Annotated in this window: 20 protein-coding genes; 9 read left to right on the plus strand and 11 right to left on the minus strand. The window is 55.1% G+C overall.

The features are described 5' to 3' along the window. The first annotated feature begins 657 nt into the window (after nucleotides 1–657). Both ABEH87_RS18275 and ABEH87_RS18280 read left to right on the plus strand, forming a co-directional pair. Nucleotides 658–6,189 (plus strand): glutamate synthase-related protein, encoded by a 5,532-nt coding sequence (locus ABEH87_RS18275; protein ID WP_346578402.1) that lies wholly within the window; start codon nucleotides 658–660, stop codon nucleotides 6,187–6,189. A gap of 39 nt (nucleotides 6,190–6,228) precedes the next feature. Further along, entirely contained in the window at nucleotides 6,229–7,986 is a 1,758-nt protein-coding gene (locus ABEH87_RS18280; RefSeq protein ID WP_346578404.1) for a sulfite reductase subunit alpha, read from the plus strand. A gap of 62 nt (nucleotides 7,987–8,048) precedes the next feature. Here ABEH87_RS18280 and sspB read toward each other — a convergent pair whose 3' ends face one another. From sspB to zapE, 5 genes are all read right to left on the minus strand, one after another. Beyond that, on the minus strand, nucleotides 8,049–8,549 hold the full coding sequence (gene sspB / locus ABEH87_RS18285; protein WP_346578405.1) for a ClpXP protease specificity-enhancing factor: 501 nt from the start codon (nucleotides 8,547–8,549) through the stop codon (nucleotides 8,049–8,051). A gap of 5 nt (nucleotides 8,550–8,554) precedes the next feature. Then, nucleotides 8,555–9,196: a stringent starvation protein SspA gene (gene sspA, locus ABEH87_RS18290; RefSeq protein ID WP_346578407.1), complete on the minus strand. Its 642-nt coding sequence runs from the start codon at nucleotides 9,194–9,196 to the stop codon at nucleotides 8,555–8,557. A 307-nt stretch (nucleotides 9,197–9,503) separates the two neighbouring features. Further along, nucleotides 9,504–9,896: a 30S ribosomal protein S9 gene (gene rpsI / locus ABEH87_RS18295; RefSeq protein ID WP_034890399.1), complete on the minus strand. Its 393-nt coding sequence runs from the start codon at nucleotides 9,894–9,896 to the stop codon at nucleotides 9,504–9,506. Between the two features lie 15 nt (nucleotides 9,897–9,911). After that, on the minus strand, nucleotides 9,912–10,340 hold the full coding sequence (gene rplM, locus ABEH87_RS18300) for a 50S ribosomal protein L13 (protein ID WP_048914439.1): 429 nt from the start codon (nucleotides 10,338–10,340) through the stop codon (nucleotides 9,912–9,914). Nucleotides 10,341–10,584: 244 nt separating this feature from the next. Further along, the gene (zapE, locus tag ABEH87_RS18305; protein WP_346578410.1) at nucleotides 10,585–11,712 is read right to left on the minus strand and encodes a cell division protein ZapE; all 1,128 of its coding nucleotides are present in this window, start codon (nucleotides 11,710–11,712) and stop codon (nucleotides 10,585–10,587) included. A 176-nt stretch (nucleotides 11,713–11,888) separates the two neighbouring features. Here zapE and zapG point away from each other — a divergent pair, with 176 nt between their 5' ends. The 3 genes from zapG to degS all read left to right on the plus strand — a co-directional run bounded on the left by zapG (nucleotide 11,889) and on the right by degS (nucleotide 14,952). Then, nucleotides 11,889–12,287 carry a Z-ring associated protein ZapG gene (gene zapG, locus ABEH87_RS18310; RefSeq protein ID WP_346578412.1) on the plus strand — a complete coding sequence of 133 codons (399 nt, stop codon included), beginning with the start codon at nucleotides 11,889–11,891 and terminating at the stop codon, nucleotides 12,285–12,287. 116 nt (nucleotides 12,288–12,403) lie between these two features. After that, nucleotides 12,404–13,795, plus strand: a complete 1,392-nt coding sequence (gene degQ / locus ABEH87_RS18315; RefSeq protein ID WP_346578414.1) for a serine endoprotease DegQ — start codon at nucleotides 12,404–12,406, stop codon at nucleotides 13,793–13,795. 83 nt (nucleotides 13,796–13,878) lie between these two features. Further along, on the plus strand, nucleotides 13,879–14,952 hold the full coding sequence (gene degS, locus ABEH87_RS18320) for an outer membrane-stress sensor serine endopeptidase DegS (protein ID WP_346578416.1): 1,074 nt from the start codon (nucleotides 13,879–13,881) through the stop codon (nucleotides 14,950–14,952). A gap of 52 nt (nucleotides 14,953–15,004) precedes the next feature. Here the strand turns inward: degS and mdh are convergent, their stop codons facing one another. Continuing rightward, nucleotides 15,005–15,940 (minus strand): malate dehydrogenase, encoded by a 936-nt coding sequence (mdh, locus tag ABEH87_RS18325; protein WP_346578417.1) that lies wholly within the window; start codon nucleotides 15,938–15,940, stop codon nucleotides 15,005–15,007. Nucleotides 15,941–16,259: 319 nt separating this feature from the next. On the opposite strand from mdh, the gene argR reads away from it, so the two are divergent. From argR to yhcN (ABEH87_RS18345), 4 genes are all read left to right on the plus strand, one after another. After that, a complete protein-coding gene (gene argR, locus ABEH87_RS18330) occupies nucleotides 16,260–16,730 on the plus strand; it encodes a transcriptional regulator ArgR (RefSeq protein WP_346578419.1) in 471 nt (156 codons plus the stop codon). 427 nt (nucleotides 16,731–17,157) lie between these two features. Continuing rightward, nucleotides 17,158–17,421 carry a peroxide/acid stress response protein YhcN gene (gene yhcN, locus ABEH87_RS18335; protein WP_346578421.1) on the plus strand — a complete coding sequence of 88 codons (264 nt, stop codon included), beginning with the start codon at nucleotides 17,158–17,160 and terminating at the stop codon, nucleotides 17,419–17,421. 121 nt (nucleotides 17,422–17,542) lie between these two features. Beyond that, nucleotides 17,543–17,812, plus strand: a complete 270-nt coding sequence (gene yhcN / locus ABEH87_RS18340; protein WP_346578422.1) for a peroxide/acid stress response protein YhcN — start codon at nucleotides 17,543–17,545, stop codon at nucleotides 17,810–17,812. 93 nt (nucleotides 17,813–17,905) lie between these two features. Then, the gene (gene yhcN, locus ABEH87_RS18345) at nucleotides 17,906–18,169 is read left to right on the plus strand and encodes a peroxide/acid stress response protein YhcN (RefSeq protein ID WP_346578423.1); all 264 of its coding nucleotides are present in this window, start codon (nucleotides 17,906–17,908) and stop codon (nucleotides 18,167–18,169) included. Nucleotides 18,170–18,250: 81 nt separating this feature from the next. Here yhcN (ABEH87_RS18345) and ABEH87_RS18350 read toward each other — a convergent pair whose 3' ends face one another. The 5 genes from ABEH87_RS18350 to aaeX form a co-directional block, all read right to left on the minus strand. Further along, nucleotides 18,251–18,520 (minus strand): hypothetical protein, encoded by a 270-nt coding sequence (locus tag ABEH87_RS18350; protein WP_346578424.1) that lies wholly within the window; start codon nucleotides 18,518–18,520, stop codon nucleotides 18,251–18,253. Nucleotides 18,521–18,557: 37 nt separating this feature from the next. After that, the gene (locus ABEH87_RS18355; RefSeq protein ID WP_346578426.1) at nucleotides 18,558–20,012 is read right to left on the minus strand and encodes an NAD-dependent succinate-semialdehyde dehydrogenase; all 1,455 of its coding nucleotides are present in this window, start codon (nucleotides 20,010–20,012) and stop codon (nucleotides 18,558–18,560) included. Between the two features lie 138 nt (nucleotides 20,013–20,150). Further along, on the minus strand, nucleotides 20,151–22,109 hold the full coding sequence (gene aaeB / locus ABEH87_RS18360) for a p-hydroxybenzoic acid efflux pump subunit AaeB (protein WP_346578428.1): 1,959 nt from the start codon (nucleotides 22,107–22,109) through the stop codon (nucleotides 20,151–20,153). Between the two features lie 13 nt (nucleotides 22,110–22,122). Further along, entirely contained in the window at nucleotides 22,123–23,055 is a 933-nt protein-coding gene (aaeA, locus tag ABEH87_RS18365; protein ID WP_346578430.1) for a p-hydroxybenzoic acid efflux pump subunit AaeA, read from the minus strand. 7 nt (nucleotides 23,056–23,062) lie between these two features. Beyond that, on the minus strand, nucleotides 23,063–23,266 hold the full coding sequence (gene aaeX / locus ABEH87_RS18370; protein ID WP_346578432.1) for a p-hydroxybenzoic acid efflux pump operon protein AaeX: 204 nt from the start codon (nucleotides 23,264–23,266) through the stop codon (nucleotides 23,063–23,065). Nucleotides 23,267–23,521: the final 255 nt, after the last annotated feature.

A 23,521-nucleotide genomic window follows, 5' to 3' on the forward strand; every position in this document is an offset into this window, starting at 1 on the left:
ACTCGCCTTCTCTGGTCACACCTAACGAATAACCATTCACAATTAATGAAAAATTAATCACACCTGGCATGATTAATTTTACTAATAGCACCCCCCTGTTTAATTCAAATAACCCCACTGATTAAAAACAGTGTGTTCCTGCGGTTATCAGCATCCTGACAGCATATTCTGCTGGCAATACCCCTGGCACCAGCATGGTGCAGAGATTTGCCCGCTGCCCTATAGTGAGTCAGCTCACACTTCATGGCCCTGCGGGGACAGGTCGATCGGGTTAAAATAAGACTAAATAACATTGTTTATCATATAGATAGATAACAAAAGAGACGAAAAGGCATAAGTAAGATCGCTATTTGACCTGAGTACGCTTTCCCGATAAGTTGGAAATCCGCTGGAAGCTTTCCTGACGGGCCAGTGTCTCGGCATATCTATGCAGCAAGTAGACTCCCTCGTGATGTAAGTTATCTCCAATTTGAGACCCGGAATTTAGTGAGCAACTCATTCAAGGACGTTTTAGATAAATGTCTGCTAATGAAATGTTCGGAATCGCGGTGTCTGCGTTTTAGCGGCAAGAAAATGATACAGAGCCAGTGAGACATTCCGAGCGCTCTGTGACTGAAGAATAGTGGCAATGTCAAAAGCAGTTTAAGGAGGCCCTCGATGTCCAACTCAACACCTTATCCCTACGGCTTGTATGATCCATCAAAAGACAGTGATAGCTGTGGTGTGGGTTTCATTACTCGTAAGGACGGCGAGCAAACTCATGAGGTTCTGCAGATGGCTCACAGCGCCCTGTGCACCGTACCTCATCGCGGGGGCATGTCAGCCGAAGGCGTAGGCGATGGTGCCGGGGTCAACGTCGACCTCTCGCTGCACTTTTTCCGCAAAATCACCGGAATGCCGCTGGAAGCGGGCCGCTATGGCGTCGGTAACTTTTTTGTACCGAAAGACAGTGCGCTGCGTGCGAATGCCGAGCGTCTGGTCGAAGAGACCCTGGCCTCCTGTGATCTTACGATCCTCATTAAACGTGATATGCCGCTGGATACCAGCGTGCTGCGCCCGGCGGCCATTCAGTTCCAGTTGCCTATCGTACAGTGGGTTTTTGCTGCCCCGGCCGATCTGACTGACCAGATTGATTTTGAAAAACGCATTTACCGCGCCCTGCTGGACATCGAAGCCCGCGCCTTTACCGAAAGCGAATTTGGCGGCCTCTATCCGCTGTCGCTTTCCTCGCGCACTCAGGTGTTTAAAGCACGCCTGAACTCCAACGAAGTGATCCCTTACTTCCAGGATTTGACCGATGCTGACCATCAGGTACGCGGTCTGTTTTTCCATACGCGTTTCTCGACCAATACCGACCCGCACACCACCATGGCGCAGCCGTTCCGCCTGATGGCGCACAACGGCGAGCTGAACACCGACCGTAAAAACCGTATTGCAGAATCAGCGCTGGCGCTGGCACGCGGCAAAAAAATCGTGCGTCCGAAAGGCCAGTCTGACAGCTCGCGCCTGGACCAGAGCATCCACAGCCGTCTGATGGAAGACAATCTTGACCTGATCACTGCGGTGGTATCGATGATGCCGCCGGCGTGGGAAAACGATCCGTCACTGTCTCCTGAAGTGCGCGCGATGCTGGAATACTTCTCCCTGTACGAAGAGAAAAATGACGGCCCGGCCGCGCTGATCTTCGGCAATGGCGAAGTGATTGGCGCACGCCTTGACCGCCTGGGCCTGCGTCCGCTGCGCTCGGTAGAAACCGCTGAATATATCGGTGCCATGTCCGAAGCGGGTCAGATCGCCTTCCCACCGCAGAGCGTTCTGCGCCGTGGCCGCATCGAAGCGGGCGGGATGCTGTATTACGATCACCGTGAAAAACGCAGCTATACCACTATCGAAGCGCTGGAAAAACTGGCGGCGGTGGCGGATTATCCGGCACTGCTGGCTGAGTCACGCGTCACCCTGCAGGAGCTGCCGGTCATTCCGGCCGAACAACAGGGTTCCCCTCTGCGTTATAGCGGCGACCTCAAAACCTATCAGCGTTTTGTGGCGTACTACTACAACCAGGAAAGTTTCAAATTCATGATGGACCCGATGCTGACCACCGGCGCAGAAAAAATCTCTGCGATGGGGTACGGCAACGCGATTAACGCCCTGTCCGATCACGAAGGCGGCATGGCGCACTACTTCTCCCAGCGCTTTGCCCAGGTCACTAACCCACCGCTGGACTCCATCCGTGAAGTGGACGGCATGACGCTGCGCGTTGCCCTGGGTGCCAAACCCCACCTCGGACGCAGCAAAGGCCACCAGATCGTGGTGCCTACACCGATCCTGACGCATCTGGATATGCTGCAGCTGCGCGAGCAGACTGTCGCGCCTTATGCCCGTTTTGAAATGCTGTATGTGCCGGTTATCGGTACCGATCCGATCAGCCGCGCCGCCAATGCTGACGCGCTGGAGCAGGCCATTGATGCGCTGGCGCAGGATGTGGTGGATTTCGCCCGTGAACAGGGCGGTATTGCCGTCATCACCGACCGTCATATCTCCTCTACCCGTGCCGCTATCCCGATGCTGCTGATGGTGTCTGCCATCAACCAGCGCCTGGTGCAGGAAGGTCTGCGTCTCGACGTGTCGCTGGTGGTGGAAAGCGGCCAGAGCATTTCGTCGCACCACATTGCCGCTACCTTAGGCTTCGGCGCTTCGGCGGTTTATCCGCTGGGCGTACAGATGCGTGCGGAAGAGAAATACGGTGAAGGCGAAGAGGGCAACAAAGCCTTTAAACGCTATGCCAAAGCCGCAGAGAAGGCGCTGATGAAAACCATGGGCAAAGTCGGCCTGTGTACCGTGGAAAGCTACAGCTGCGGTGAGTTCTTTGAGCCAAACTTCCTGGATACGGAAGATCGCGTGCTGAAGAAGTATTTCCCGAATATCAAAACGCCGGTGGGCGGCGCGGGCTTTGCCACCATCGCCCAGATGGCCGTTGACTGGCACCAGAGTGCGCTGCGCATCCAGGGTGAGTCAGAAGTCCCGCTGCTGGGTCTGTTTAAAGAGCGTGCAGAAGGTGCAGGTCACTCCTACGGGACGATTGCGGTACGCACCTTTATCGATATGACCGAGCAGCCGATTCGCTTTTCCGACAAGGCGCGCGAGGAGGATAATTTTATCCGCCTGATGACGCTGGCAAAACTGGATAATGCGTTCAATATTAAACCCGGCTCCTTTACTGACAGCAGCTTTGAACGTATCCCGGACGAGGTGATCGATAACTTCACTATCACCGCTGACTACCGTCAGTTCTCCAGCCTGATGCTGGAAGAGCGTAAACGTCGCCCGGCGGCGCTGCGTGATATTCTCGCCCTGCCGGCAGATTTGACCCACGTGGACAGCGAAGCCGAGTTCACCCGCAAGCTGGGGCGCTACTCACTGGTCAACAACGGCTTTGCCGTGCGCGGGCTGGAATGTACGGCCAATGCAGACCATGAAGGGCAGTTTACGCTGCGTCTGACCGATGCCATCGTTGGCCTGAAAAGCGAACATGAGCGCCTGACCACCCTGTCCGGCGTACTGAAAAAACGCTTTGGCGGTGCGATTGAACAGGCTGAAGTGGGGGCCGATGCCCTGCATCTGACGGCGACCGGCAAAGCGGCGGACTACCTGTCACGCATCTTTACTATCTCTCCGGCGCTGCCGTTAAGCGAAGTGCAGCCTGCTCATGAAATTACCCGTACCTTTGCTTCCGGCGCAATGAGCCACGGGGCGCTGGTCGCTCCGGCCCATGAAGCCGTCGCCCACGGTACCAATATGGTCGGTGGGATGAGCAACTGTGGCGAAGGCGGCGAACACTATTCGCGTCACGGCACCATCCGTGCTTCGCGCATCAAACAGCTGGCGTCCGGCCGTTTTGGCGTCTGGGCCGCCTATCTGGCGGATCCAATGCTCGAAGAGCTGGAGATCAAAATTGGCCAGGGGGCTAAACCGGGTGAAGGCGGTCAGCTGCCGGCAGCGAAAGTGACGGTAGAAATCGCCGCAGCACGTGGCGGTACACCGGGCGTGGAGCTGGTCTCCCCTCCTCCGCACCATGACACTTACTCCATCGAGGATCTGGCACAGCTGATCCACGACTGTAAGGCGGCCCGCGTGCGCGTGATCGTTAAACTGGTCTCCTCAGAAGGTATCGGCACCATCGCCGTTGGCGTGGCGAAAGCCGGTGCTGACGTGATTAACGTCGCCGGTAACACCGGGGGCACCGGAGCGGCTTCCGTCACCAGCCTGAAATACACCGGACGCGTGGCTGAAATCGGCATCGCGGAAGTGCATCAGGCACTGTGCGCCAACGGCCTGCGTGAGAAAGTGCTGCTGCGCTGTTCCGGCGCGCAGCAGACCGGCAGTGACGTGGTGAAATCTGCGCTGCTGGGCGGCGACAGCTTTGAGTTCGGCACCACGGCGCTGATGATGCTGAAGTGCGTGATGGCGAAAAACTGTAACGTGAAATGCCCGGCCGGTCTGACCACCAACGCCGAAGCCTTTGACGGAGATCCGCGTCAGCTGGCGCAGTACTTTATCAATGTGGCGCACGAAGTGCGTGAAATGCTGGCGCGCCTGGGCCTGCGTTCGCTGCGTGAAGCGCGCGGTCGTTCTGACCTGCTGCACCTGATGGATCACCCGCTGGAAGTCGGTAAGCTGGATCTGCGTGCCATGTTAACCGTGGTGCCTGAAGTGAAGATTGCCCGTCCGGTTTATCTGGAAAAAGATTTCGAGCTGGATAACGGCTGGATCGATCTGCTCAACGATCGGCTGGTGAGCCAGGGATCGACCACGATCGCTCTCGGTGACGGCATCGTGCTGAATAACCGTAACAAGAGCGTGGGCGGCCAGCTGGCGATTGATATCGAACGCCTGCTGAACCATACGCTGAACGCTGAGCACCTGAGCCGTATCCCGGCCGCGCTGCTGGACGATCGCGGTCGTCGCTATCTGGCCCCGTCTACAGTGACCCTTTCTACCTCCGGGTCCGCCGGCCAGTCTTACGGCGTATTCTGTAACGACGGCATGCGCCTGGAACATTACGGCACCTGTAATGACGGCGTCGGTAAAGGGCAGTGCGGCGGTGAAATCGTCGTCATGTCCCCTGGCGGCGGCTCTGAAGATGCGGAAGGCAACGTGCTGATCGGTAACTTTGCACTGTTCGGTGCCACCGGCGGACGTCTGTTCGCGCAGGGTCAGGCGGGCGACCGTTTTGCCGTGCGTAACTCCGGCGCCACTGCCGTGGTCGAAGGTGTCGGTGATTTCTGCTGCGAATATATGACCAACGGCGCGGTACTTAACCTCGGCACTTACGGTACGGGCTTTGGTAACGGTATGAGCGGCGGTTTCGCCTATCAGTACGATCCGTACGGCACGCTGGCAGGGTCTGCTGCCGCTGACTCCGTGATGCTGGGTTCCATCACTGACGACAATGAAATGGCGCGCGTCCATAAAGAAGCGGTGCTGACGATGCTGAACTGGCATCTGGAAGCCACCTCTTCCCCACGCGCGCAGTGGCTGCTTGACCACTGGGAAAGCGAGTGCCAGCACTTTGTTTATGTGATGCCACGTTCCCTGCTGCTGTATCAGGACGGGGCGGAGATCCTGAAAGCGAAGACCCGTAAGGATCTGCTGGAAGAGCTCTCCACAGCGCTGGCCGGGCATCAGGTGGCGAAATTTAAAGCCGCATGGCGTGAAGGGAAACCGATCGCTAACGGTGCCGTACCGGGCTATGGCGCAACGGATACGCCTGAGATGCTGGTGCTGTTGAATAACTACACCGTGCTCAGCTCTGCCCAGCAGCTGGCGCTTTCACGCCTGCCGAAAGGCACCTCCGTGGAAGACCCCGCCGTGGAGAAAGCAGTACGTAACCTGCTGATGACCGAGGATTTCACTCTGATCAGCAAGTTGCAGCGCCACGGTCGTGCAGCCATTGAGAGCTACAGCGATGAAGAGCTCGCCTGCCTGATTGGTGCGAAACGTATGACAGATTATAAAGCCGCGCTGACACAGCGTAATATCCGTTCCATGGACAGCCTGGCAACTTACGGCTGGATCATGTATCAGGATGCCTGTAACCGGGAAGTGCTGGGACGTCTGCCGGACTTTGAAGAGCTGTTTGCCCGCGCTGCACTGCCAGAACTGGCGGCGGCGGTTGGCAAATTAGCCTGATAAAACAGTTAACAGAGAGCGGGATTGAGTAAATAACTGATGAAGATTCCTTATATTCCTGAAGACGCGCCTTTCAATGGCGAGCAGAAATTTTGGCTGGCAGGCTTCCTTGCCGGATTACACTCACGCCTGCTGGTGCTGGAAAACCAGCCGCAGGCGGCAGGCTCTGCCGCCTCGGCGGCGACCACGCAGCTGCATATCCTGTTTGGTTCCCAGACCGGCAATGCGGAAGCGTTAGCACAAAGCGCGGCGAAAGCGGCGCGTGCGAAAGGCCTGGTGCCCGTGGTTCAGGGGCTGGGTGAAGTGGATATCGACGTGTTCGCCACCATGCGTCACGTGCTGGTGATCACCTCCACCTATGGCGAAGGCGAAATGCCGGATAACGCACAGCTGTTCTGGCAGGCCATTTCTGCCAGCACCGCACCGCGCCTTGAGCAGATGCACTTTGCGGTACTGGCTATCGGTGATACCGGCTACGACGGCTTCTGCCAGGCGGGTAAATTTATCGATATGCGCCTTGAGCAACTGGGCGCGAAACGCGTGTATGACCGTATCGACTGCGACATCGATTATGAAGAGCCTTCAAACGCGTGGATTGCCAGTTCGATGCCACAGTTTGCCGCCAGCGCAGGCAGTAGCGGTAACGCTCTGGAGAGCGCGCCGGAAGCGCCGGTCATTCCAGGCAGCAATAAAAATAACCCGTATGCCGCCGCACTGGCGACCAACAAGCGTCTGTCCGGTGAAAGCTCAGGCAAGGATATTCGTCACTTTGAGTTTGACCTGACCGACAGCGGCCTGAAGTATGAAGCGGGCGATGCGCTGGGCGTGATACCGGTCAACGAACCGGCGCTGGTTCAGCTGCTGCTGACGCAGCTGAAATCTGATTATGATAACCCGGTACCGGGCTTCGACCGCAGCCTGGGCGACCTGCTGACCTACCAGTTTGAGATCTCTGAGCCTTCGCGCAAGCTGATCGAATGGGTGGGCCAGAACACCACCAACCAGGAACTGCGCCACGTCTTACAGCACGATGACAAAGATGCGCTGGGCGTGTGGCTGTGGGGTAAAGATACCCTCGACCTGTTGCAGCTCGACGTGACCCGTTCGCTGAGCATTCCTGAATTTGTCGGCCTGCTGCGCCCGTTACAGCACCGCGCTTACTCTATTTCCTCCAGCCAGAAGGCGCACCCGAATCAGGTGCATCTGACTATCGCGTCCGTGCGCTACCACAGCGCTGGCCGTGCGCGCAGCGGCGTCTGTTCTACATACCTTGCTGAACGTGTGAAGCGCGGTGAGAAACCCGCCATCTTTATCTCGCCAAACAAAGCGTTCCGCGTCCCGGCGAACAATGATGCCCCGCTGATCATGATCGGTCCGGGTACCGGTATTGCCCCGTTCCGCGCCTTCCTGGAAGAGCGCGAAGCGATCGGCGCTAAAGGTAAAAACTGGCTGTTCTTCGGTGACCAGCATCAGGAACATGACTATATCTACCGCGAAGAACTGACGGCCTGGCAGGAAAACGGTCTGCTGACCCGCCTGGACCTGGCGTTCTCACGCGACCAGGCCGAGAAGATCTACGTGCAGACCCGCATGCTGGAACAGGGTGCGGAGCTGTTTGCCTGGTTAGAAGAAGGCGCTTATTTCTATGTCTGTGGCGATGCCTCACGCATGGCGAAAGACGTGGATAAAGCGCTTTATCAGGTCATTACTCAATTTGGTGGGATGTCGGCAGAACGTGCAGCCGACTATGTCGACCAGCTGAAGAAAGAGAAACGTTACCTGCGCGACGTGTATTAATCGCAACGGGGGCGAAATGCCCCCCTGACAGGGATAAAAAAACGGGCCAGAAGGCCCGTTTTTTATTTCACGACGCGTAACGCCGGACGACCGCCGCGCGGAGGCGGCTCATCGTCAGGACCATTGTCGTCATCCTGACCGCTGTCATCAGGACGATCGCCGTCAATGACAGACATTACCGTTTCCGGTGCATCATCCTGCGCACTGGAGGCGTCGTACTCGCCACCTTCTTCATACGCTGGCTCAGGCTCAAACATGGTGCCTGCGCCGTTTTCACGTGCATACACCGCCAGAACCGCCGCTAAAGGGACAGAAACCTGACGGGGAACGCCGCCAAAACGCGCGCTGAAGCGAACTTCGTCATTGCCCAACTCAAGATTGCCCACGGCACGCGGCGCAATATTCAGAACGATCTGACCATCACGGGCATACTCCAGGGGCACCATCACGCCGGGCAAATTAATGTCGACCACCAGGTGCGGCGTGAGATTGTTGTCGAGCAACCACTCATAGAAAGCGCGCAGCAGATAAGGACGACGTGCGGTAAGTTGGGACATTTCCATCGTAATCAGCCCCGCGTTTGCAGGCGCATTTCACGTTCCGCTTCCGTCAGGGAAGCGAGGAAGGAATCACGCTCAAAGACGCGCGTCATATAGCCTTTCAGCTCTTTAGAACCCGCGCCAATCAGTTCAATACCCATCTGCGGCAAACGCCACAGCAGCGGAGCCAGATAGCAGTCAACCAGGCTGAACTCTTCGCTCATGAAGAACGGAGTCCGTGCGAACAGCGGGGCAATCGCCAGCAGCTCTTCACGCAGTTGTTTACGTGCCGCTTCAGCTTCCTGAGCGGTGCCACCTTCAACTTTACGCATCAGACTGTACCAGTCCTGCTCAACGCGGTGCATCATCAGGCGGCTTTCACCACGCGCAACCGGGTAAACCGGCATCAGCGGTGGGTGTGGGAAACGCTCGTCAAGGTATTCCATGATGATGCGCGACTCATACAGCGTCAGCTCGCGATCAACGAGGGTGGGTACGGTACGGTACGGGTTGAGGTCGATCAGATCCTGCGGCAGGTTATCCGTTTCAACCTGCTCGATCTCGACACTAACACCCTTTTCAGCCAGTACAATGCGTACCTGGTGGCTGAAAATGTCAGTCGGACCAGAAAACAGCGTCATTACCGAACGTTTGTTGGCAGCGACAGCCATGTAAACCTCCAAGTTTATCGAGAAAATTACTGCGAATAGCCATCCACGTGGCGACTCATTATTGCCACCGGCCCGAAAGTTAACCGCTCCCTGGTACACAGGTTACACGCGTCAATACCTGGCCAATGGGCACAAAGTGACACACAGTTTACCAGATTTTAGCCAGCTTGTGGGGGGTCACACACGGAATTGCGGGGGAAAATGGTAAAGCGGTGTGTGTTTCGCGCTTTTTGCACCAGGAGAAAATAAAAAACCCGGTGCCATGCACCGGGTTTTCCGATAATCGTTTCTGCGTAAGCAGGAAAAATTAACGTTTGGAGAACTGAGGACGACGACGTGCTTTACGCAGACCGACTTTCTTACGTTCAACTTTACGAGCATCGCGAGTAACGAAGCCTGCTTTACGCAGTTCGCCACGCAGTGACTCGTCGTATTCCATCAGAGCGCGTGTGATACCGTGACGGATCGCACCAGCCTGACCAGAAATACCACCACCTTTAACAGTGATGTACAGATCGAATTTACCGACCATGTCCAGAAGTTCCAGCGGCTGACGAACTACCATGCGGGCAGTTTCGCGACCGAAGTACTGTTCTAAAGAACGCTGGTTGATAACGATGTTACCGCTACCCGGCTTAATAAAGACGCGTGCGGAAGAGCTTTTGCGGCGACCAGTGCCGTAGTTTTGATTCTCAGCCATTGCCTGTAATCCCGATTAAATGTCAAGAACTTGCGGTTGCTGTGCCGCATGGTTGTGCTCGTTGCCCGCGTAAACTTTCAGTTTACGGTACATAGCACGGCCCAGCGGACCCTTTGGCAGCATGCCTTTAACCGCGATTTCAATCACGCGTTCAGGACGGCGAGCAATCATCTCTTCGAAGGTCGCTTGCTTGATACCACCGACGAAACCGGTGTGATGGTAATACACTTTATCGGTACGCTTGTTACCGGTTACGGCAACTTTTTCTGCGTTCAGAACGATAATGTAATCACCAGTATCAACGTGCGGAGTATATTCCGCTTTGTGCTTACCGCGCAGGCGACGAGCCAGTTCAGTCGCTAAACGACCTAATGTTTTGCCTGTTGCGTCAACAACATACCAGTCACGTTGGACCGATTCTGGCTTAGCTGTAAAAGTTTTCATCTAAAAGCTTACCCAAATTAAGTTACACGTTGGTGAAATCCCAAACGCTTGAATAAACGGTTGGAGCTCACACGACCATCTTGACCAGTAAGCCCACCCCTTCGGATAGAGTTACTGGAACACAAAGAGTTTTGGGAAAAAAACCTTTGCTGTAACGTGGGGTCGCAAGATTATAGAGAAGTCGCCCGAAAAGATCGAACGTTTTCTGCGATAAAATCCTCATCCCGCCACGCCCATTCAAGTTTCAGGGCAAATGCGGCAGTCGCAGATACTCTTCACTCTGCATCTCCTGCAGACGGGATACGCAGCGCTGATACTCAAACTTCAGCCGCGTGCCCTGATAAATCTCATACAGTGATGCTTCCGCCGAGACCACCAGCTTGACATGACGCTCGTAAAATTCATCCACCAGCGCCAGGAAACGCCGGGCCTGGTCTTCGGTCTTGTAAATCATCACCGGCACATCATACAGCAATACGCTGTGAAAACGGCGCGACAGTTCAATATAGTCGTGCTGACTGCGCCCTTCGCCGCACAGCGCGAGGAAATTCATCGCCAGAACGCCCTCCGCCATGCCCAGCGTGGACAGCTGGCGGTGGTTAATTTCCAGCGGCTCATGGGCTTCTCGCGGCTTACCGGCGAGGGCCACAAACATCCGCTCCATCTCTTTCGCGGTTTCGTCCCCCAGCGGCGTCATCCACAGGTGCGCCGAGGTCAGGGTACGCAGGCGATAATCGATACCCGCATCTACGTTCATGATATCGCAGTGCTGCTTTATCATCTCAATCGCGGGGAGGAAGCGCGCCCGTTGCAATCCGTTACGGTACAGATCGTCTGGCGGAATATTCGAGGTCGCCACCAGCGTGATACCCCGACTAAACAGCGCTTCCATCAGCGTCCCCAACAGCATTGCATCGGTGATATCGGAGACAAAAAACTCGTCGAAGCACAGCAGGTCGGTTTCCGCTTTAAAACGGTCGGCCACGATTTGTAGCGGATCGCTCTGCCCCTGCAGTTCGGTCAGTTCATGATGCACCCGCAGCATAAAGCGGTGGAAGTGCAGACGCTGCTTGCGCTCACCAGGAATTGCCCGAAAAAACATATCCATCAGCCAGGTCTTACCGCGCCCGACTCCGCCCCACATATACAGGCCACGGGCGGGGGGCTGAGCGTCTGTTTTGCTTTTACCCAGCAGCTTATTGAGCTTACCCAGTAGCCCACCGCTGGCAGGCGCTGCCGGGGTGTCGGCACGCGTTAAAGCCTGATAAATACCGTCCAGGCGGGTCATGGCTTCACGCTGTACTTCATCAGCCTGATACTCGCCGTTTTCCAGCGCCTGCTGATAAAGCGCCAGTGGAGACATCGTTTGCATAATTTCGTCACATTCCCTGAAAAATAGCCCTGCCAGCGGGTCGATCGTCGAAAAAAAAGTCGTTCTACACTAAGCGAAGCTGCGGCAGGATTCCACTTCCATGAGATTAGCGGTTATAGTGGCGGGTAAGAGTTGGAAAAGCCCTACGGAACAACGAAGACAATATGGGAGTCATTATGACCTGGGAATACGCGCTTATTGGGTTAGTAGTTGGGATTATTATTGGCGCGGTCGCCATGCGTTTCGGTAACAAGAAACTGCGTGAGCAGCGCAGCCTGCAATACGAGTTAGAAAAAAGCAAAGCCGAGCTGTCAGACTACCGTGAAGAGCTGACCAACCACTTTGCCCACAGCGCAGAGCTGCTGGACAATATGGCTCGCGACTATCGTCAGCTTTATCAGCATATGGCTAAGGGGTCGAACGACCTGCTGCCAAACCTGCCTGGCGAGAAAAACCCGTTTGCTTATCAGCTGACTGAATCAGAAGCCGATAACGATCAGGCCCCTGTTCAAATGCCGCGTGATTACCCGGACAGCGCCTCTGGCCTGCTGCGGGGAGATCGTGCCGCAAAATAATTTTTATGGGGTGCCTTGCACCCCTGTATCTGAGCTGTCATACCTGTGTTACTCAACATTGCCTGCAATTCCGGGTACCCCCTTTAATTCCCCCTGGTAGCGAGAGCTGAGTTCCGATGAAGAAGACATCATTTCTGTTAAGCGCATTAGCCCTGAGTATTGGCGTCAATCTGGCAGTCATACCACCGACCCAGGCATCGCTCCCGACTCAGATTCAGGGGCAGCCCCTTCCCAGCCTGGCTCCGATGCTGGAAAAAGTGCTGCCTGCCGTGGTCAGCGTTCACGTTGAGGGAAGCGAAAGCGACAGCAGCGGCAAACCGCAGCAAATCCCCGACCAGCTAAAACGCTTCTTCGATCAAAATGGCCAGGATGGCGCGCAGGGTGACGATAAGTCAGAGGAGTTCGAAGGGCTGGCATCAGGCGTGATTATTGATGCTGCGAAAGGCTACGTGCTGACCAACAATCACGTGGTCAGCGGGGCTGATAAAATCAGCGTGCAGCTGAGCGACGGCCGTGAGTTTGATGCCAAACTGGTCGGGCGCGATGAGCAAACGGATATTGCCCTGATCCAGCTGAGCGGTGCCACCAACCTGACTCAGGTAAAAATTGCCGACTCCGACCAGCTTAAAGTCGGCGATTTCACCGTTGCTATCGGTAATCCGTTTGGCCTGGGTCAGACCGCAACCTCAGGGATTGTCTCTGCGCTGGGCCGCAGCGGGCTGAATCTGGAAGGGCTGGAAAACTTTATTCAGACCGATGCCGCCATTAACCGTGGGAACTCCGGTGGCGCACTGGTTAACCTGAACGGTGAGCTGATCGGCCTGAACACGGCTATTCTGGCTTCCAGCGGCGGTAATATCGGTATTGGCTTTGCCATCCCGAGTAATATGGCGATGGGTCTGGCGCAGCAGCTGATCCAGTTTGGTGAAGTGAAACGCGGCCAGCTGGGCCTCAAAGGCACCGAGATGACCGCCGATATGGCGAAAGCCTTTAATGTCGACGTGCAGCGCGGCGCCTTCGTCAATGAGGTGTTACCGCAGTCATCTGCTGCGAAAGCCGGGATCAAAGCAGGTGATATCATTACCAGCGTCGATGGAAAATCGATTGCCAATTTTTCTGAGCTGCGGGTGAAAATCGGTACGACGCCGCCAGGTCAGGAGGTGAAAATTGGCCTGCTGCGTGAAGGTAAGCCGCTGACATTCACCGTGAAGCTGGATAACAGCACTCAGTCTGGCTCCAGCGCGGAGTTGATGACGCCAGCACTGCAGGGAGCGACCCTGAGCGACGGTGCGGCAAAAGACGGCACCAAAGGGGTGGAAGTCGATGATGTCGCTAAAGCGTCACCGGCGGCACAGTTTGGTCTGCAGAAAGATGACGTGATTGTTGGCGTTAACCGCACGCCGGTTCAGAACCTGGCCGAACTGCGTAAACTGCTCGACACAAAACCCCCTCTGCTGGCCCTGAGCGTCATGCGCGGCGATGAGAATATCTATCTGCTGCTGCGTTAATCCCCCCCACGCAGACACAGGCTACTGTGTCTGCGTAACTCATGCTATCCTGCCTCTCGTTCATTCATTCACCGCTTAAGACCATGTTTCTTAAAATTTTGCGTTCAGTGATCTTCGGCCTGATTGTGGCCGGCATTCTTCTGGTAGCCGTACCGGGCCTCAGGCTGGGTAGCGATTTGCTGTCATCTCGGAATGTCAGCACCAGCGAGGAACCGGTCAGCTACAATACGGGCGTGCGCCGCGCTGCGCCTGCGGTCGTCTATGTCTATAATCGCAGCGCCAACGGTGCGAGCGATGTGCTGGGTTCAGGCGTGATCATGGACCCACGTGGCTATATCCTGACCAATAAGCATGTGATCAACGACGCCAGCCAGATTATCGTTAACCTGCAGGATGGCCGCTATTTTGAAGCGATGCTGGTGGGCTCCGATTCTCTGACCGACCTGGCCGTATTGAAAATCAACGCCTCTAACTTACCCGTGATCCCTATCAATCCGCAGCGCGTGGCACACGTTGGCGATCTGGTGATGGCGATAGGTAATCCGTACAACATCGGACAAACGGTCACGCAGGGAATTATCGGTGCCACCGGACGCGTCGGCCTCAGCCCCTCGCGCCATCAGGATTTCCTGCAAACGGATGCATCGATTAACCGGGGTAACTCCGGCGGCGCACTGATCAACTCACTGGGCGAACTGGTGGGGATTAATACCCTGTCGTTTGATAAAAGCAGTAACGGTGAGACCCCGGAAGGGCTGGGCTTTGCCATCCCGACCAAGCTGGCCACCAAGGTGATGGAAAAGCTGATCCGCGACGGGCGCGTGATCCGTGGTTACATTGGCATAACGGGCCAGGAGTTCCGCCGTTTTAGCGGGCAAAATACCAGTGTGGAACACCCTCAGGGCCAGGGCATCGTTGTGACCGTGGTGAAAGCAGGCGGCCCCGCAGATATTGCCGGTCTGCGCGTTAACGATGTCATTACGCGGGTGAATAACACCCCCGCCATCTCCCCCATGGAAACCATGGACCAGGTCGCGGAAATTCGCCCGGGAACGGTGATTAACGTTGAGATCAGTCGTGAAGACAAAAAGATGACGCTGCCGGTCACGGTGCAGGAGTATCCGGAGGATAGCCCGGCCCAGAACCAAAGCCAGTAGGCCTGACTGACAGCGAAGATAACGGGTGCTGAGGCACCCGTTTGAAGGATATTTACTTAACGAACTCTTCGCCGAGCGTAATATCTTTTTTCAGCGTATCCAGCATACCATCCAGCGACTGCTGTTCAAACGCGCTCAAAGGGCCGATTGGGCGACGCTCAGCGATACCGTTTTTACCCAGCAGCAGCGGCTGTGAGAAGAAGCGAGCATGTTCGCCGTCCCCTTCGACATACGCACATTCCACAATGTCGCTTTCGCCTTTCAGCGCACGCACCAGCGACAGACCAAACCGTGCAGCCGCCTGCCCCATAGAGAGAGTGGCTGAGCCGCCACCGGCTTTAGCTTCGACCACTTCAGTGCCTGCATTCTGAATACGTTTGGTCAGATCGATAACTTCCTGCTCGCTGAAGGTCACGCCAGGGATCTGTGACAGCAACGGCAGAATGGTCACGCCGGAGTGGCCTCCGACAACCGGTACATTCAGGTCCTGAGGCTGCTTGCCTTTCAGCGCGGCAACAAAGGTATTCGAGCGGATGATGTCCAGCGTGGTCACACCAAACAGTTTGTTTTTGTCGTAAACACCGGCTTTTTTCAGCACTTCAGCAGCAATCGCCACCGTGGTATTCACCGGGTTAGTGATGATACCGATCAGGGCATTCGGGCTGGTTGATGCCACCTGCTCAATCAGATTACGCACAATACCGGCATTAACGTTGAAAAGATCTGAACGATCCATACCCGGTTTACGAGCCACGCCGGCAGAAATCAGCACCACGTCAGCACCTTTAAGCGCCGGAGTCGCATCTTCACCACTGAAACCTTCGATTTTTACTGCGGTAGGGATATGGCTTAAATCAACCGCCACACCGGGAGTCACCGGGGCGATATCATAGAGTGAGAGTTCTGAGCCTGCTGGAAGCTGGGTTTTGAGCAGAAGGGCCAGAGCCTGGCCGATACCACCTGCTGCACCGAGGACTGCAACTTTCATCCTAAACTCCTTATTATATTTTGAACATTACATGTGCCGGGAAATCCATCTGTATTTAAATCATGTTGCGGCGTTACATTACACCTTTAGCGCTAATCCGAACAACCTCAACATTATAACAAACCGTTCACATCGTGCGCATTTCAGCACGGCGTCAGCTCATTTTTTTTCACCACTAAAGTTTGTTAAACTGCCCTTCCCGGCGGCCAGGGAATGCCCGGAATCTCATTTCTTATTTGCATAAACATTCATTTAAATGCATAATAATGTAATATCCCGCTGAGGGTATCCCTTAATAACCTCCTTTTATCGGTAACCTATGCGTAACCCATCAAAGCAAGAAGAACTGATTAAGGCGTTTAAAGCCTTACTCAAGGAAGAAAAATTCAGCTCGCAGGGCGAGATTGTCAGCGCACTTCAGGAAGAAGGTTTCGAGAATATTAATCAGTCGAAAGTCTCCCGCATGCTGACAAAGTTCGGTGCTGTGCGTACCCGCAATGCCAAAATGGAGATGGTTTACTGCCTGCCGGCAGAGCTGGGCGTGCCAACCACCACCAGCCCGCTGAAAAATCTGGTTCTGGATATCGACTTCAATGATGCGCTGGTCGTGATTCACACCAGCCCCGGAGCTGCCCAGCTGATTGCTCGCCTGCTCGACTCACTGGGTAAGGCAGAAGGTATTCTCGGCACGATTGCCGGGGACGACACCATCTTCATCACGCCTGCCCGTGCATTTACGGTGAAACAGCTGCACGATGCGGTGCTGGTACTGTTCGAACAAGAGTTATAAGCCGCCGCAGACGTTAACCTGGCGGCAACACATGCCAGCGGTGCCTTCTCTTCAGGGCTGACCATCGTCAGTCCTTTTTTATTTCCCTTATATAACAATCACCAGCAGCATATTCCACTACCTTTTCTCTCACCCACCTGTCACTTCCCCCCGCAAAATTTATTTCAGCAATGTGATCGACCCCTAATAAGCGCACAGATAGCTAAATTCACGCAGGGTAATGTTTTTACAAGCATTTAACAGGTCATGGTTAAAATATAAGCGTTTTTTATAACGGCTAGTTATTAAAAACCTCGCAACTTAAGAAGAATCCCAACAAAACATTATTAGCCTGCTATTAATTTTTTACGTTATCAGATCTATACTAGTTTCCGTGATGCAAATCACAGTAAGCAAAAAGATAAAAACAGTTGACGAGGAAAATATCATGAACGTTAAAACTACTATTGCTGCATTAAGCGTGCTATCTGCGCTGTCATTTGGTTCTTTTGCCGCTGAATCTGTTAATGCCGATCAGGCAAAAAATCTGCAACCGATGGGCGTTGTCAGCGTCAGCGGCGTGGGCGGTTCACCGATGGATATCCGTCAGGCACTGAATAATAAAGCAACCGATAAAGGTGCCAGCGCCTATCGCGTTATCGAGAATTATCAGAACGGTAACTGGCATGCTACGGCTGAGCTGTACAAGTAACTCAGAGAATCATCTGCTTATTAATTAGTTATTTAATTAATGAAATACGGTAACCCCAAGTATAACAAACGCTTTTTAGCCCTTTCGGTTACCGCACAACCCTTATTCTGGAGTCATCATCATGAAAACCACTTTTACTATCGCTGCGTTAGGTCTTGCTTCTGTTCTGTCATTCGGTGCCAGCGCCGCTAGCCTTGTGACCAGTCAACAGGTCGCCAGCCAGAACCTGCAGTCTGTCGGCACCATCAGCGTTAATGGCGTTGCCGGCGCGCCGATGGACATCCGTCATAAGCTGTCTGAGAAAGCCGACCAGCAGGGTGCCACTTCTTACCGCGTGATCGAAGCACGTAACGATGGCAACTACCACGCAACGGCTGAACTGTATAAATAACATCGCATCGGGTGTCTGTTGCACCCGCCCGTGACATGACTGCGGTCATGATGTTGAATCCGCAGGTTGTTGGTCACAATGAGGAGATTAACTATGAAAATTAAAACAACCATCGCTGCATTGGGTCTGTTCTCTGTTGTCAGCTTCGGCGCATCTGCTGCCCAGCTGGTGAACAGCCAACAGGCTGAAAATCTGCACTCTGCGGGGATCATCTCGGTAAGCGGTGTCGCGGGTACGCCGTCGGACATTCGCGCGCAGCTTTCACAAAAAGCCGATCGGCAGGGTGCCAGCGCATTCCGCATTATCGAAGCACGTAATCAGGATAACTGGCACGCAACGGCCGAAATCTATCAGTAATTCCTCGTCGACGGCCAGTCACATGACGGCTGGCATGACGAACCTTTTGGCCCCGTTCGCCGGGGCCCTTTTTATGCCCTGTTATCTGACGTTAAAGCGGAGCTGACCCTCCAGCTCCTCTTCTGCTTCATCAAACAGTAATATCAGTGCGCCATAGCGCCGCTTCTGACCGCTTCCCAGATGGATAAACTCGATCTCCAGAGGCAAGGTGATCTGCGGCTGAACGATGGCATCCCACAGGCTATCCAGATCTGTTATTGCCCCCAGCGGCAGCGCAAATCGCTCGCTGAACTGGCGGTAAAAGTGGGCCTGATCGACAATGATATTGAAATCAAAACTCTCTTTTCTCATGCTGGTTGCTCCGCAGGACACACCACCGGGTATCAGGCTAAAGTCCCCCAATATGCAGGGCTTTGACTTCCATAAACTCCTCCAGCCCCAGCACTGACCCCTCCCGACCTAATCCGGACTCTTTCACGCCACCAAACGGTGCCAGCTCGGTGGACACCGCACACTCGTTGATGCCGACCATGCCGCTTTCCAGCGCCGCCGAAACGCGGAAAACGCGCTGCAGGTTCTGCGTATAGAAATAGGCGGCCAGGCCAAACTCCGTGTCATTCGCCCGGCGGATCACATCGTCTTCATCGTCGAAGCGGAAGCAGGCCGCGACGGGGCCGAACGTCTCTTCGTGCGCCAGTTTCATGGCCTCACTGGCTTCAGCTATCACCGTCGGCTGCCAGAAATTACCGCCCAGCGCGTGGCGCGCACCGCCCGCCACCAGCTTACCGCCCTGCGCGACGGCATCACTGACGTGCTCTTCCACTTTTTTTAGCGCAGCAGCGTCAATCAGTGGCCCTACCACCACCCCTTCTTCCGTACCGTTACCCACTTTCAGCGCGTTCACTTCAGCCGCCAGCTGGCTGACGAAGCGGTCATACACGCTGTTATGAATATAAAAACGATTGACGCTGACACAGACCTGGCCGGCATTACGGAATTTATTAGCTATGGCACCTTTAACGGCCGCATCAATATCCGCATCCTCAAATACAATGTAGGGCGCGTTGCCGCCCAGCTCCATCGAGACTTTTTTCAGCGTATCTGCCGCTTTGCGCATCAGCAGCTTGCCCACCTGAGTAGATCCGGTGAAGGAGATTTTACGTACCACGGGGCTCGCCATAATCGCATCACTGATCGCCTGGGTATCCCCTGCGACGGCATTCAGCACGCCGTCAGGCAGGCCCGCTTTTTTGGCCAGCGCCAGCAGAGCAAACGCCGACAGTGGGGTATTGTTGGCCGGTTTGATAATTCCGGTGCAGCCCGCAGCCAGCGCCGGACCCAGCTTGCGCGTCAGCATTGCCATCGGGAAATTCCACGGCGTAATCGCCGCCACTACGCCGATCGGCTCACGGGTGGCCAGAATACGGCTACCTGGTTTAGCCGGAGGAATGATTTCACCATTGGCACGCTTTGCCTGCTCGGCAAACCACTGGATGAAGCTGGCAGCATACTCGACCTCCCCTTCTGCCTCTTTCAGCGGCTTACCCTGTTCGGCGGTCATCAGCTGCCCCAGCCAGCTTTTATTTTCGACGATCAGCTGATACCAGCGCTGAAGGATCTCCGATCGTTCTTTGGCCGTTTTCGCCCGCCACGCCGGGAAAGCCGCGCCTGCGGCTGCGATCGCCTGCTCAGTTTCAGTTCTTCCTGCCTTCGCCACCTGGGCTATTACGTCACCGCTAGCCGGGTTCAGCACGTCAAAAGTGCTGGCGGCCTGTCGCCAGCTGCCATTAACCAGAAAACCTGTCTGAAACAGTTCGTTGTCCTTGAGTATTGAGGTGGCCATCGTTTTCTCCCGATCGGTTTGTCATTCGTCTGAAGATCAGTATAGATGGCAAACGGCAGGCGTTTTATGACGTAATGGCATACGGGGGCGGAATTCTGCGGGGGAAAATGCTGGCACCCTGCGCTGCCAGCGGCGGGATCAAATCTGGATCAGGGTATTCTGATATTTCTTCAGCACCGCGGCCAGACGGGCAACCGGCTCTGTAACGTTGAGGGGGGCGTGATACTGCTCCAGCTTTTGCTGATAGATTTCAAACTCTGCCAGCAGCAGGTCAAAATAGTGGCGTTTTTTGCTTTCGCTGCTGGCTGAAATCATCCGGTCAGCGGTGTGACGCAACTGTTTATGAAACGCCGAGAGATCGGGATTCACGGGCACATCGGCATCACGCATCCGCTGGTGAGCAATAATCAGCGTCAGCGCCAGTCGGTACTTGTCGATATCGCCAGGGAAGATATTGAGCAGCATAAACAGCTGCTGATACAGCGCAGGCAGATGATTTTCTTTTCGCCGTGCGGTATTGGTGGTCAGCGCAGAGACGGCGGCATACATCAGGCGGTTTAACAGCGTGCGCCCGACGCGAGCTTTTGAGGTATCGCGGATGAGCAGGATCACCAGCAGCGCTACAAAACAGCCAATCGCCTGCCCAAGCGCACTGTCAATAAACAGGCTGACCTCGAACTTCATCGGGTTATCCAGCGTCAGGATGTTGATGGTCCCGACCAGCGCACCCAGCGTCCCGATCTGACGGCGCTGGATCAGGATGCCGCAGATAAACGCCAGCACGCCAAGAGCGATACACAGCAGCAGCATACTTTGCTGAGTGTTCGGCATGACCACCATGTAATACAGCGACCCCAGCGGGAGGGCGGCAATCATGCCGTAAAGGAAGTCTTTCGCCACCATCAGAGGGTTTGGGGTGCGCATAGCCAGAGAGGTAATCACGGCCAGCATCACCATGGCGCTACTGCCGGATGTCCAGCCGGTCCACAGCCAGAACAGTGAACCCACGGCAATGGCGACAAAGGTGCGTAATCCGTTGACCAGCGCATGGCGGCTCTCTGCAGAGCGCATTTTAACCACCGGCTCCGCGTTGAGTATTTCTTCTTCGATACGACTGATGCTGCTGTTGGTGTGAACGCCTTTCAGCAGCAGCAGATAGCGGCTGGCCGCCCCGACCCAGGTGCGGATGGTCGTGGGTGTATTCCTGCTGCCGCTCACCGCGACCACGCGCCGCATTACTTTCATCCGCTTGTGGATATCCGCAATACTCTCTACCGGTTTTTCGAAGAACAGATGAAACTGCGAAGGAACATATTCCTGACGGGTATTCTGGATAAGAAAGGTTTCACACGCCTGAGTGATTAACGTCAGCGACAGCGTATTCATCACCCGCAGTCGGCGATCCACTTTCTGCCAGCTGCCTGATTCCATCAGCAGATGATTACGCATGCCGTTCAGCGCCGTATTACGGCGCACCAGCCCTGCCCAGCATTTATCAACTTCGTCTTTATCAGCATGGGATACGCAGAGCTGCATCAGCCGATACTGTTCCACCAGCAGGGCATCGATTTCACGTTCAATATCCTGCTTAATTGAACGCGGTGAAAACAGCATATCCGCCACAATGGCACAGACGATACCGATAATAATTTCGCTGCAACGCTCAACGGCAAACTGCGGGGCCAGCAGCAGCGAGCCGTTGGCATCCACGCTGACCACAATGATCAGGGCGGTATAGCCCGCCAGACCAAGCGCATAGGAGTTCTCCACCTTCATCAGCGAGGAGATCCATACGCAGACGCCCGCCCAGATACAGCACAAGAGTAATGTCACTACCGGTGCGCGAATGGTGGCGACCATGATGACGACAGCGGCAATACAGCCGATGAATGTGCCGATAATACGCAGCATACCGCGATGGCGCAGCGCACCGGAGAAGGGATCTCCCCCGGCAGCAAACGCGGTGCCCCCGGCGACGATAGCCGCGGTCATCACTGCCCAGCGGGGGGTTTGCAGGTTGAACTCAAACCCGACAAACAGCGCCAGCAGAATGGCGAAGGTCAGTTTGATGGGAAAACGCAGACGATACCACTGCATAATCTGCCCCGCCTCAGCCAAACTCGCGCAGGCGATGCATCAGCTTCATCAGCGGTGACATATCTTTATCCTGACGATCTTTTGCTCCGGTAACGACGACCGTGGCGGTAGTGCCTGACGGGTAGAGGTTGCCTGGCTGCTGGTCGAGATGAATACGCACCGGCACACGCTGCGCCAGGCGCACCCACTCCAGATTCGAGTCAATGGTCGCCATGCCTTTACCATCAACGGTGCTGCTGCTGTTGGTCACACCGGCAGCGACGCTGTCCACCGAACCGTGCAGCACATGGTTGCTACCCAGAGGGGTGATCTCCACACGGTAGCCCGGACGGATGCCATCCAGCTTGGTTTCTTCCAGGTAAGCCAGCACATAGAAGGAGTTCTGTTTAACCAGCGCGACGGCGGTTGATCCACGGGTAATAAACTCGCCGGTGTAGACATTCAGGTTGGTTATCCAGCCTGCGGAAGGGGCTGTGACGACGGTACGTTCGAGATCCAGCTTAGACAGATCGCGGGTAGCGACCGCTTTCGCCAGCTGATGCTCTGTGGTCTGATAATCATTATTCGCCTGGTCGATGGCTTCACGCGACATCGCAGACACGCCGAGTTTGTTGCGACGTGCGGCTTCGCGGCGCTTTTCGCTGAGCACCGCCTGGTAATAAGCGACATCCGCTTCCGCCTCGTCCAGCGTTTTCTGGTAACGCGGCCGATCGATGGTAAACAGCACCTGGCCTTTCTGCACCAGCTGATTATCATGGACGCGTACGTCGGTGATCAGGCCACTGACATCAGGTGCAATCGCCACCACATCCGCGGTAAATTTGGCGTCACGCGTCCAGGGGGATTCGGTATAAAACACCCAGACACGGAAAATCAGGACAATCGCGATGATCACCAGCAGCAGGGTAATGGCGAAACGGGAAATTTTTCTTGTAAGAGCTTTCACTATGACCTCAGACGAACAATCGGGATACCAGGTAAAACAGGCAGCAATACAATGCAGTGTTAAACAGGGCCGGGTGCCAGACCAGATCGTAGATCCCGGTTGGCGTCAGCAGACGCCGCACCAGCCAGAACACCATCAGCGACACAATTATTTCAAAAAAAATGGGGGGGAATGACATCCCGAACACCACAACAACCGGAAGCGCATTCATTTTTTATCCTTGTTGATTCCTCACCGGGCTACCCGCTGTCACCGTTCGCTCCCCTTCCGGTTTCAGAACGGTTCGGTATGCAGGTTGATGATGTTTCGTCGACGGGTGTACTGTCAGACATTAATCAGAACCGTAGCTCATTGAATAATAGCCTATCCAACGAACCAGCATTAAAAGGGCGTGGGGTGACGGAACGGTAACCCGGCGGTGCTATAGTAACGCGGCTGACTATAAGTTATCTACCAAATGTGATCT

The organism is Erwinia sp. Eh17-17, assembly GCF_039675725.1.
Classification (GTDB): domain Bacteria; phylum Pseudomonadota; class Gammaproteobacteria; order Enterobacterales; family Enterobacteriaceae; genus Erwinia.